Below are 12,107 nucleotides of genomic sequence, written 5' to 3' on the forward strand. Positions count from 1 at the left end.
TTAGGTGTTCTCCTTTCGCATCATGTTATCAGGATATACTCTCTGATGAACTTTGAATTTCACAATTTGTAATGGGTGACGTGCAACATCAAGCTCATTTCCTTTTTCATCCCACATTTTCTCCACGACTTGCGTGAAATTTGAGATTTCAGGTCCGAAAAACTCTATTTCCTGTCCTGTTTTAAAATGGTTTCTTTGTTGCAGGGTGACGATTTGCGTTTCTTCGTCGTAATCTAACACAAGTCCGACAAATTCATAGTTTGTATTTTTCTTATTATGAACACCAAACATTTGCTCCTTAAAGCCAGGAACTCCCTCAAAGAACGCTGGAGCTGTGTCACGATTCGCACATTTATCCAGTTCTTTCAGCCACTCTTGTTTAATCGTAAAGTTATCGGGATCTTTACAGTATTCGTCAATCACTTTACGGTATACACTTACGACAGTGGCTACATAGTGAATGGACTTCATACGTCCTTCGATTTTCAGGCTGTCAATGCCTAATTCAATCATTCTCGGAATTGATTCAACCAGCTTTAAATCTTTCGGACTCATGGCAAAAGGAGCATCACCGTTGTCGTAAAGAGGATTTTCATTCTCTCCGTCGACTTCATATAAATCATAATCCCAACGGCATGATTGACAGCACCCGCCACGATTTGAATCACGGGCAGTCATATGGTTACTTAATGTACAGCGGCCGGAGTAGGCAATGCACATAGCTCCATGAATAAAGGTCTCAATTTCAATATCCACCTTTTCCTTCATCTCTCGGATTTCGTCGCCGCTTGCTTCACGGGCCAATACAACACGATCAAGTCCTTCTTCTTTCCAGAACTGGACTGCCTTCCAGTTTGAAAGTGACTGCTGGGTACTTAAATGTACCTCCACATTCGGAGCGACTCTCCTGCATGTCTCAATGATGAGGGGATCTGCTACAATAATACCCGCGACTCCCGCTTCTTGAAGTCCACGTAAGTATTCTTCCAGGCCATCCATATTTTCATTATGGGCATAGATATTGGTTGTCACATATATTTTGGCACCATAAACCCTTGCAAACTCAACGCCCTCTTTCATCTCTTCAAGGGTGAAGTTCCCGGCATTTGAACGCAGGCCGTATTCCTGTCCGCCAATATAGACTGCATCTGCACCGTAATGAACAGCTATTTTCAATTTTTCCAGATTACCAGCAGGAGCCAGTAGCTCAGGTTTCTTCACAATGACACGCTTTCCATCTACCATCTTGGATATAGGGTTTTTCACAACCGTGGTCATCGTAACTCCTCCGTTCTGATCAAACATGATTTCATTGTTAATACACCGTTTCTTTAAAAAAGAATCCCGTATCCAGTGGACGATTTTCCGGTTGCAGCTTCTTCGCTCCTTCTAGAAAATCGTCTTTTTTCTCTTCATATTGATCTTCGTCTTCTACACATAGATCAATGGCTTTACGATATAGTTTCGTCACTTCCAATATATAGTCTGATGATTTCAGAACCCCATCGATTTTGAAGGAATCAATGCCGGCCTGTATCATTTCACCCAGTTCATCGACGATGCACATATCATTCGGACTCATAATATGAGTGCCGTTCTCATCTTCATAGATTGGGTATTTATTATGACGTTCTTCATCGTGCAGGAACATATTTCGTTGTTCTTTACGGTTTTCAATCTCCATCGCCTTTCCTCTATACTCAAAATAGTTACCAAGTAAAGAGCGTTTTGATTGGAACATGCAGGTCATACCGTGGACCTGGACCTCGATTTCAACCTCTGCATTCTCTTTCATCTCCACAATGGTATCCATGCTTAATTCCCTGGCCAAAACAGCGCGTTTCGCCCCTTTTCTGCCCCAGTAATTACACGTGTACCAATTGGTGGCAGTTGTTTCGGTATTCCAATGCAGCTTCATCTCAGGTGCCACTTCACGTACAGCCATTAACACAGCCGGATCACCGAACACTATCGCATCCGCACCGGCTCCTTTTAGAAAGGCAATATAGTCGTCAAGCTCAGAAATTTTATCATTATGGAAAAGAGCGTTCATGGCTACGTACACTTTCTTACCGTGTTTGTGAGCAACTTTGATGGCTTCTCGAACATCTTCTCTTGAAAACTCTCCCGCAAGCCTTAAGCCATACCTTTGTTCACCAATCATAAACGCATCTGCCCCCGCCAATGCCAACGATTCAATATCAGCAACAGAGACAGGGGTTACAAGTAATTCTGGTTTTTTCATGAGCGCTCACCTCTTTTTTTACTGATGGCAATACCGTCTCCTACGGGTAAAATACTCGTATTAAATTGCTCATGGGTCATGAGCCACGTATTATAATTCCGTAGTTTCTTGACCATGTTTCGAATTCTTTTCTGCTCTACCTCTTCTTGAGCAACAAGTCCTTTGAACAGGACATTGTCAGAGTAAACGACCCCTTCTTCTGACAGCATACCGGAGTAAAGTTCAAAGAATTTAAGGTATTGTCCCTTGGCCGCATCGATGAATATCGCATCAAAAGGCCCGTGTTTCTTCACTTCTTCCCCAAGTTCCAGGGCATCACCGAATAAAGTTACAATCCTCTTTCCGTCCTCTGAGCGAGACAGAAAGCTCTGAGCTGCGTCGAATCTTCCTTCGTCACGTTCAAGGGTCACAACTGTCGAGTGGGGAAGAGCCTCCGCCATTCTGAGAGCGGAATATCCGATAGCCGTTCCGATTTCCAAGATGCGCTTCGGCTGTTGGATCCTTAACATCCCAAGGAGTGCTTCAATGCCCACCAGCTCCATAATGGGAACATTATGGACTTCAGCATATTGTTCCATCTCTGCAATTAATGCAGGTCGTTCTTTCACGATTGATTCTATATAATGAATAACCTGTTCGTTCATATATAAGCCTCACGATCATTATCATAAATGGTCCCGGGTTACGATTCTTTCTCAGACAACATGAAAAGAAGAAAGCTACAATGAGCTTTCTACTTCACACACATCTTCATAAAGATAACGCCCGTATAAAAAATAACTTGTACTATTTTATCACATAGAGAAGAGGAAAGCGAATCTTTCTTTCCTCTTCTCACCCCGCTATTCTTCTTTGTTTGTAATGTACTTCGCCTTTTTTTCATTATGCTCTTCTAATGTTTCAGAATAATAAACGGATCCATTGGAAGAAGCCAGGAAATAGTAATACTCTGTATCCTCCGGTTCTAAAGCCGCTTCAATCGAAGACACACCGGCGTTCGCGATCGGACCGGGCGGTAACCCCTTCACTCTATATGTGTTATAAGGTGAATCCACTTCAAGATCTTTGTATACGGTTCTATCTTTATGCTTCCCTAATGCATAAAGCACCGTTGGATCGGTTTGAAGGGGCATATCCTCTTCTATACGATTATAGAATACACTTGAGATTTTTCCTCTGTCCGCTTTTTCTGTTGCTTCTTCTTCAATGAGGGAAGATAACGTCAGAAGCTCATGGGCCGTGTATTCCCTATCTGCCATCGCTCCCTCATATTGAGCGAGGACTTCGTTCGTTTGTGCAATCATCTTCGTTAAGATTGCTTCTAAGGAAGGCTTCTTCTCATAGAAAGGGTATGTCGCGGGATATAGATATCCTTCTAACGGACGTTTAATTTTTTTATTTAATATTTCATCAGTTATCAGTGCCGGATATTCCTGTTTTAATTGCTCGAGCCATTTCTTATCATTTAATTTTTTTTCAATTTCTTCTTTCTCATAAGGGGACTTATCAGCTATGATCTCAGCGATTTGATCTAATTGAAGTCCCTCAGGTATGGTAATCTTAAACTCTGCTTTTCTCATTACCTTCCCTGTTTTTAAACTATTAACAATTTCATTTAACGTCATGGAAGGTGTCAAGTCATAGGAACCTGCCTGAAAACCGGATTCATTATTAAATTTTACATAGTATTTAAAGATCGTTGAATTCTTGACAATTCCTTTTTCCTCCAAAATGTTTCCGATGGAAGTAACTCCAGAGCCTATAGGTATTTCGACTTTCACTGGATTAGTGTTGTCCGGATCGACGGGTTTTAATGCTGAATTCACATAAAGGTATCCACCGATGGCCGTTCCTCCAATAACGATGACAAGACAAAGAATGACAAGACCTACTATTTTTCTAATGACCTTAGCCTCCTCTTGTCTCTCCAGCAGTTTTTTCATAAGCGTTTCTTTTATGTTTTTATTTTTTTCCAAAGCTATATTTCCCCCTTTCGAGCAAAAAAAGGGATATCCGTTGGGCGTAATTCGACATCATCTTCACTATTATACAATATTTTGCACAAAGTGAAACAGGGACCTGCAAAAAGGTAAGTTTTTTGTCCCTTTTTGCGGTCCCTGTTTCGTATGAAAAATTAACGCTTATTCAGCTTCTTCTTCTTCGTCTAAGAAAGTGTTTAACATTTCTTCGATCATGTCCCACTCTTCTTCTGTTTCAATCGGCTTTAATTCGCCTTCTTGGCCTTCGTCTCCCGGAAGGAATGCAGACGCGTGGATTTCGATTTCTTCTTCGTCGTTCTCATCTGCTCCCAGTGGATAATATAGTACATAAGATTTTCCGAATTTATCTGATTCAAACGTGAAAAGAACCTCGCATAATTGTTCATTTCCTTGTTCGTCAACTACTGTAATTTGTTTTTCTCCGTGTTCCATGAACATTCACCTCATTATTTTTGGCTGTCAAGATATCCTTGAAGGATCATCATCGCAGCCATTTTATCAATTACTTTCTTACGTTTCTTCCTACTTACATCGGCTTCTAAAAGGACTCGTTCCGCTGCCATTGTACTTAGTCGCTCATCCCAATATTTAACGGGAAGGGATAATTCCTGATGAATTAACTCTCCATAAGCTTTAGACGCTTCACCCCGGGGACCAATTGAGTTGTTCATATTTTTAGGCAATCCGACTACAACTGTATCCACTTGGTATTCCTCGGCAAGTTCCTTTAATCGGTCGATCCGGAACACACCTTGATCTTCGTCAATCTTAATCGTTTCAATCCCTTGAGCGGTCCAACCAAGCTCATCGCTAATTGCGACTCCCACTGTTTTAGAACCGACGTCTAAACCCATTACGCGCATGTATTATCCCTCTTTGTGCTGTTTCAAATACGATTTGACTAATTCTTCGATGATCTCATCACGTTCTAAACGGCGGATGATATTTCTGGCATCTTGATGTCTAGGAATGTAAGCAGGATCTCCAGATAATAAGTACCCTACGATTTGATTGATCGGGTTGTACCCTTTTTCTTGAAGAGCATCATGAACCTGCAGGAGTACTTCCTTCACGTCATGTTCGAACGGCTCCTCTGAAAAATCAAACCGCATCGTTTTGTCAAAAGAACTCATTTTTAGCACCTCTCTTCAGGCTTGTCTTTTTGACAACCGAATTGTTAATCGTTACCTACATTGTACACCACTTTAACAAGGAGTTAAATGGATTTGACCCATTCTTCTACAAATTGCAGGGCTTCTTCCACTTTTTCCGGGTGTTTACCCCCGGCTTGAGCCATGTCCGGACGGCCACCGCCTCCACCACCACAGCGTGAAGCTACCTCTTTAACAAGTTTTCCAGCATGATATCCTTTTTCGACTAAGTCCTTCGTAACTCCTGCAATGATCGTAACTTTGTCGTCACCAGTTGTTGCCAATACAATAACCCCTGAGCCCAATTTCTGTTTAAGATCATCCATCATTGTACGTAATCCATTGCTATCTCCCACAGCCACCTTCGCGGAAAGAACATTCACCCCGTCAATGACTTTGACTTGATCCGTTAAGCTGCCTGCTTCTATGTTAGACAACTTTGCGGATAATGATTCATTTTCTCTCTGAAGCTCTTTCATTTCAACTAATAAAGAGTCCACTCGGTTGACGACTTCTTTAGGATTCGCTTTAAGTTTGCCTGCTACTTCCTTCAGTTGAGTAACCTGATCATTCAACACTTTGTAAGCATTCTCCGCTGTAACAGCTTCAATCCTTCTCGTACCTGCTCCGATCCCACCTTCTGAAAGAATCTTAAATAACCCGATTTCAGACGTGTTCGAAACATGGCAACCACCACAAAGCTCTAAGCTATACTCTCCAATCGATACAACGCGAACCTCTTCGCCGTATTTTTCTCCGAATAAAGCCATCGCTCCCATCGCTTTTGCCTCTGATAGTGATTTAAGAGCTGTGTTAACTGAAATAGCCTTCCAGACCTTCTCATTGACGATGGTTTCGATTCGCTCAATCTCTTCCTGGGAAACAGAACCGAAATGAGAGAAGTCGAATCGCAGACGGTCTGGTTCCACCAAAGAACCTGCCTGATTGACATGATCTCCAAGGACATCTTTCAATGCCTGATGAAGGATATGCGTCGCCGTGTGGTTCTTCTCCACTTTTGTTCTGGATTCACGGGACACTTTTGCAAGCACCTGTGCATTTTGCTCTAGTGTGCCCTCTTCAACGATGGCAGAATGAAGGTTTTGGCCGTTAGGGGCTTTCTTCACGTTTGTCACAAATACTTTCACGCCCATAGCTTCAATGTATCCTTTATCGCCGATTTGTCCTCCGCTCTCTGCATAGAAAGGTGTCTGGTCCAGAATAAATTGGCATTCCTGTCCTTTATCGACTTTCGGCTGACGTTCATTATCAACCAACAGTTCAAGAATTGTAGCAGTCGTTTCTAATGTGTCATATCCTACAAAGCGACTTTCTACCGTGATGTCACTTAGGATTCCTCCTTGCACTTGCATGCTGCCCACATCCTGGCGAGCCGACCTCGCTCTTTCACGCTGACCTTCCATTTCTCTTTCAAAACCGTCATGATCAACCGTCAATCCTTCTTCTTCTGCATATTCTTCCGTTAATTCAACCGGGAAACCGTACGTATCATACAGACGGAAGACATCTTCACCAGGAATCACTTTATTCCCAGCAGATTTTTGTACCTTGATAATAGAAGAAAGAATAGCCAACCCTTCGTTTAAAGTTTCATGGAAGCGATCCTCTTCATTTTTCACCACTTTTTGAATGAATTCCGCTTTTTGTTTCACTTCCGGGTAGAAATCAACCATGATTTCAGAAACAACCGGAACCAATTCATACATGAACGGACGATTGATTTCAATTTGCTTCGCAAATCGAACCGCACGGCGAAGCAGTCTTCTTAATACATAGCCACGGCCTTCGTTGGAAGGAAGGGCTCCGTCACCGATTGCGAAGGAAACCGTTCTGATATGATCGGCAATGACTTTGAAAGCTACATCGATCTCGCTGTTTTTCCCGTATGACTTACCGGAAATCTCTTCGGTTGCAGAAATGATCGGCATAAATAAATCTGTATCAAAGTTTGTTGGTACTTCTTGTACGACACATGCCATACGTTCAAGTCCCATACCGGTATCAATATTTTTCTTGGGAAGCGGAGTATACGTTCCATCAGGGTTATGATTGAATTGTGAGAACACAAGATTCCATACCTCAAGATAACGATCATTCTCTCCACCAGGATATAATTCAGGGTCTTCAGGACTTTCCCCATATTCCGGTCCGCGATCGTAGAAAATTTCTGTATTCGGGCCGCTTGGACCTTCACCGATATCCCAGAAGTTCCCTTCAATACGAATGATTCGTTCAGCAGGTACGCCTACTTTTTTGTTCCAGATATCAAATGCTTCATGATCTTCAGGGTGAATGGTAACGGAAAGCTTCTCGGGATCAAACCCGATCCATTTTTCATCGGTTAAAAATTCCCATGCCCATTCAATCGCTTCAACTTTAAAATATTCACCAATGGAGAAGTTACCCAGCATTTCAAAAAACGTGTGATGACGTGCTGTTTTCCCTACATTTTCGATGTCATTTGTGCGAATGGACTTTTGAGCATTCACGATTCTTGGATTCTGAGGAATGACACGTCCATCAAAATACTTCTTTAATGTAGCTACTCCACTATTGATCCATAAAAGGGACGGATCTTCATGCGGAACTAATGATGCACTCGGTTCTACACCATGTCCTTTTTCCTGAAAGAAATCTAAAAACTTTTGACGAATTTCTGCGCCTGTTAATTTGTTCATGTAAAACTTCCTCCTTCATTGATTATGTATGGTTAAAAATGAATACAAAAAAGCCCTCATCCCTAAAACAGGGACGAGAGCTAACTCGCGGTACCACCCTGGTTATGAACAAAGAAAGTGCAGGCTTAGAGGCTCGTAGTTCCTTGTTGCCTCTCAGGAAGCCTATTCGCATTTCTCTATTGTTCATCCCTCAAAACACCTTAACGCGGATAGACGGCAGGTTTTACCTGCACTCAGGATTAGCATTCGGTTATCCTTCATCTGGAATCCCTTGCAGCCTGGGGAATCCCTCTCTGATAGATGGACTATAACGTACTCGATCCTTCATTGCTTTCATTTTATACGAATACTTGTATATGTTGGATTATAGAAATATTCACTGTATTTGTCAATGTTGATTCTTATTTTTTCAGTTAATCTCCCCCTGCTGCATGAATGAAATGGGTTCGTCCATGTAAAATCGCTACTTTTACCACAGCTAAAAAAGGCACTGCCACAATCATGCCGATCACACCCCCTACTTCACCACCAATGATAAGGGCAGCCATAATAAACAGTGGATGCATATGAAGGCTTTTTCCGACAATGAGGGGCGATAAGATATTCCCCTCCAGGAATTGGAGAACTACGACCATGATGACGACATATATCATCATATTGACAGAGATCGTACTTGCCACAATGGCAGCTGGAACCGCTCCGATAATCGGTCCGAAATAGGGTATTACATTGGTTACTCCAATGATCAATCCGAGGATCAAGGGATACTTCATACCGATTAACCAGAGTGTTAATGCTGAAAGTCCCCCAATGATCAAACAAACTAAAAGCTGTCCCCGGATATAACCTCCCAGCGATTCATCCACATCCCTTGAAAATGAAATCGCGCTGTTCCTCCATTTTTTAGGGGTAAGCTGCCACAGGAATTTTTTCACTTTCGTAATATCCTTTAATAAATAAAAAGATACAAAGGGAATAATTGCAACAAGCAGAAAGCTGTTCATAAACTTCATCACAGTGGCCAGAACGACTGCGACAAGCCCCGTCAACCAGGCTTCGATCCCGTCAATTCTTTCCTCTAATTGAGATTGTATTCCGTCTGGCCAAGTGGAGGTCTCGCTTTGCACATAGTCCAGCCACCTCTGGTATTGTTTTGTAAAAAGTGGCGCATTCTCTGATAAATCTTTCAGCTGATGTATGATGATCGGAGTCCCCTTATAGACCGCGTACCCTAATCCTCCAAAGAAAAGGATGTAGATGAGCATGATCGCTATTCCTCTATGAATGCCCGCCTCATGGATTTTTTCTACTATTGGATGAAGCAAATAGGCAATGAATCCCCCTATCAGGAAGGGTAGAAGCGAAAAGAACAATACTTCCAGGACCGGATGCCATACAGGCTTTAATAAGTAGAGAATATATAGGAATAAAGCAAGAATAAGAGCTATTGAAAGTCGGTACAACCATTTGGCATAGGGTCTCTTTTCCATTATTAACACCTCCTTCTCTTCTTCCCTAGTGTTGGAATGTAGGAGGGTATTTTATTCATTGGACATAAACAAAAGCATGATGGGAGACTAGGGCATATCTGGAACTAAATCGGTGGGGATGTAAGGAGCGAGAGTCTTTTCGCTGATATATCGGGAATTTCGCTGATAAAACAAAAATTCCGCTGATATCCAAATAGCAGCTGCTTATATCAATAAAGATTTAGTGATTTTTCTTTGTATCTAAGTTCCTTCATATGAAAAACCAGGAAAATAAAAAAAGACTGACCCGAAAGTCAGCCTTTTTAGCTGTTAAAAAAGTTTCTTTACTTGTTTACGAATTCGTTTCATTTGTCTTTGGTTCATCATATTGGATCTTTGTGAATAGATGGAAGCCGCAATTCCTGCTCCAAAACCAACGATGGATGCAAATGTTTTGTTCAAGAAAGACACCTCTTCCTAGCTTAGTCGGCGTTCTTCCTCATCAAACAAGTCGTCTAAGGAGCTCAGTGATCCATCCTCTTCCACTTGATGAGTATGAATGACTCCCTTTGACAAGGAAAGCTCTATATAGCAACCCCAACAATAATATTGGTTGATGCCGATCTTTCCAATATCTTTGCTCTGACAATTTGGACACTTCATCGGTAAGGTTCACCTCTATTACACCAAACCTGGTGTGTATTCCCTACCATCATGACCAATCCGAGCCCGTTTTATACTTGTTCAATGAGAATATCCACCCAAACGATGTTTAATCACCGTTCTTATATAGTGTGGGATATTTTCTTGATTTCATAAGGAGTAACCTTTTCCAAAGCACCCACCTAAATTTACTTATTCGATTTTCAAGATGTTGCCTGCTCACTTACTTCCTTCACATAATCAACCTCAAACCCCAGATCTTCAAGCATTTGGTGATCTGCTGTGCCTTCCTGGCCGGCTGTCGTTAAGTAATCACCAACGAAAATCGAGTTGGCCGGATAAAGTCCAAGTGGCTGTAAACTGCGCAGATTCACTTCCCGTCCCCCTGAAATACGGATCTCTTTAGTCGGGTTGATGAAACGCATTAAACAAAGAACCTTCAAACAATATCTCGGATCGAGGTCGTTTGTTCCTTCAAGAGGTGTACCATCTATAGCATGCAAGAAGTTCACGGGAATGGAGTCGGCATCCAGCACCTTTAAACTGCGGGACATATCAACCACATCCTGCAATGTCTCTTTCATGCCGACTATGATTCCGGAACAGGGAGAAATCCCTTGTGCTTTCGCTTGTTCAACGGTATTCACCCTGTCTTCATAGGTATGGGAAGTGGTGATGTTTTCATGATGGTTCTCTGAAGTATTGATGTTATGGTTATAACGGTCCACCCCTGCTTCCTTTAACCGTTTCGCCTGATCTTCTTTTAATAAGCCTAAACATGCACATACTTTTAAGTTATACTGCTCTTTGATTTCCTTTACTGCCGAAACCACATGATCGACTTCACGATTGCTCGGGCCCCTTCCACTCGCCACAATACAATATGTTCCCACATTTAGCTGATGAGCATTTTGGGCTCCTTTTAATATTGTCTCTTTATCCACCATACGATATTTCTCGATCGGAGCATTTGAAACAATGGACTGTGAACAATAGCCGCAGTTTTCAGGGCATAAACCTGATTTCGTATTGATGATCATATTTAATTTCACTTTGTTTCCATAATAATGTTTTCGAATCAGGTAAGCGCTATGCAATAATTCCAGAAGCTCGTCATCCGGACTTTGTAAAATCGATAAAGCCTCTTCATTTGTGATTTCTTCTCCCTCAATCACTCCAAGTGCCAGTTCCTTCCACGTTTTCATGTGAAATTCCTCCCCTTTTATGCCGCTCTTTTTATATTCTTAAATGTACTCTTTGACAGGACCGATTTCTCAAGGCGATGAGCCATCATTCCAGCACACACGGCTAATATGATATCCTTCGGTAAAGGTACCACCATCCAGGCCCATGCAAGTTTATATGTAAATCCTTCAGGAGCTGCAGCCCAAAGTTTGTACGCTGCATACATCCAGTTCGTACCGACCACATAATTGACAGTCATCCCGACTAGAGCCGCGAAAATGTAGACCTTGATTCCTTTATGTTTTTCTACGATTTTACCTGTAATGTATGCTGTAAGAATAAACGAAACGATAAATCCGAATGTCGGGCTCACAATAGAGGATAATCCTGCTCCAAATCGTGCAAATACCGGAACACCCACGAGTCCCACCAGTGCGTACACTGTCATGGAAATGGCCCCGACCCTGCTTCCAAGAATCGCTCCAGCTAAAATGGCGAAGAACGTTTGTAACGTAATGGGAACACCGCCCACTACCATAAAAGGTACGAATGTCGTGATGTTGGCACCTATCGCCATAAGTGCAACAAACATCCCTGCCAGTGTAAGATCGATTGTCCTTAATTTTCTGTTCATCTGTCTTCCCCCATCTGTCTTTTTTCTACAAGATAAGGATATCGCTTTCTTTAAATATATG

13 protein-coding genes and 1 other annotated feature are annotated in these 12,107 nt (G+C 42.0%); all 13 genes read right to left on the reverse strand.

Features of this window, described 5'->3' with window-relative positions; translation table 11 throughout:
• Complete coding sequence (locus AAEM60_RS15780; RefSeq protein ID WP_299738606.1) at positions 1-1,278, reverse strand: U32 family peptidase; 1,278 nt, start codon at positions 1,276-1,278, stop codon at positions 1-3.
• Between the two features lie 37 nt (positions 1,279-1,315).
• Positions 1,316-2,245: a peptidase U32 family protein gene (locus AAEM60_RS15785; protein ID WP_341356613.1), complete on the reverse strand. Its 930-nt coding sequence runs from the start codon at positions 2,243-2,245 to the stop codon at positions 1,316-1,318.
• On the reverse strand, positions 2,242-2,889 hold the full coding sequence (locus AAEM60_RS15790; protein WP_299738612.1) for an O-methyltransferase: 648 nt from the start codon (positions 2,887-2,889) through the stop codon (positions 2,242-2,244). The genes AAEM60_RS15785 and AAEM60_RS15790 overlap by 4 nt, the downstream gene beginning before the upstream one ends.
• A gap of 198 nt (positions 2,890-3,087) precedes the next feature.
• Positions 3,088-4,227, reverse strand: a complete 1,140-nt coding sequence (gene mltG / locus AAEM60_RS15795; RefSeq protein ID WP_299739642.1) for an endolytic transglycosylase MltG — start codon at positions 4,225-4,227, stop codon at positions 3,088-3,090.
• Positions 4,228-4,386: 159 nt separating this feature from the next.
• Positions 4,387-4,677, reverse strand: coding sequence for a DUF1292 domain-containing protein (locus AAEM60_RS15800; RefSeq protein ID WP_299738614.1), 291 nt, complete (start codon positions 4,675-4,677; stop codon positions 4,387-4,389).
• Positions 4,678-4,691: 14 nt separating this feature from the next.
• The gene (gene ruvX / locus AAEM60_RS15805) at positions 4,692-5,108 is read right to left on the reverse strand and encodes a Holliday junction resolvase RuvX (RefSeq protein ID WP_299738615.1); all 417 of its coding nucleotides are present in this window, start codon (positions 5,106-5,108) and stop codon (positions 4,692-4,694) included.
• A gap of 3 nt (positions 5,109-5,111) precedes the next feature.
• The gene (locus AAEM60_RS15810) at positions 5,112-5,378 is read right to left on the reverse strand and encodes an IreB family regulatory phosphoprotein (RefSeq protein WP_034757362.1); all 267 of its coding nucleotides are present in this window, start codon (positions 5,376-5,378) and stop codon (positions 5,112-5,114) included.
• An 83-nt stretch (positions 5,379-5,461) separates the two neighbouring features.
• Complete coding sequence (gene alaS / locus AAEM60_RS15815; RefSeq protein WP_299738620.1) at positions 5,462-8,095, reverse strand: alanine--tRNA ligase; 2,634 nt, start codon at positions 8,093-8,095, stop codon at positions 5,462-5,464.
• A gap of 66 nt (positions 8,096-8,161) precedes the next feature.
• Positions 8,162-8,432: a binding site (T-box leader), on the reverse strand.
• Between the two features lie 76 nt (positions 8,433-8,508).
• On the reverse strand, positions 8,509-9,585 hold the full coding sequence (locus AAEM60_RS15820) for an AI-2E family transporter (RefSeq protein WP_341356614.1): 1,077 nt from the start codon (positions 9,583-9,585) through the stop codon (positions 8,509-8,511).
• Positions 9,586-9,894: 309 nt separating this feature from the next.
• On the reverse strand, positions 9,895-10,035 hold the full coding sequence (locus AAEM60_RS15825) for a YrzQ family protein (RefSeq protein ID WP_113971292.1): 141 nt from the start codon (positions 10,033-10,035) through the stop codon (positions 9,895-9,897).
• A gap of 6 nt (positions 10,036-10,041) precedes the next feature.
• Positions 10,042-10,227: a hypothetical protein gene (locus AAEM60_RS15830; RefSeq protein ID WP_034757353.1), complete on the reverse strand. Its 186-nt coding sequence runs from the start codon at positions 10,225-10,227 to the stop codon at positions 10,042-10,044.
• 203 nt (positions 10,228-10,430) lie between these two features.
• On the reverse strand, positions 10,431-11,432 hold the full coding sequence (gene bioB, locus AAEM60_RS15835; protein ID WP_299738631.1) for a biotin synthase BioB: 1,002 nt from the start codon (positions 11,430-11,432) through the stop codon (positions 10,431-10,433).
• Positions 11,433-11,449: 17 nt separating this feature from the next.
• The gene (locus AAEM60_RS15840; protein ID WP_341356615.1) at positions 11,450-12,046 is read right to left on the reverse strand and encodes a biotin transporter BioY; all 597 of its coding nucleotides are present in this window, start codon (positions 12,044-12,046) and stop codon (positions 11,450-11,452) included.
• Between the last annotated feature and the right edge of the window lie 61 nt (positions 12,047-12,107).

This window comes from Rossellomorea sp. y25 (genome assembly GCF_038049935.1).
In the GTDB taxonomy this organism is placed as follows: Bacteria; Bacillota; Bacilli; order Bacillales; family Bacillaceae_B; genus Rossellomorea.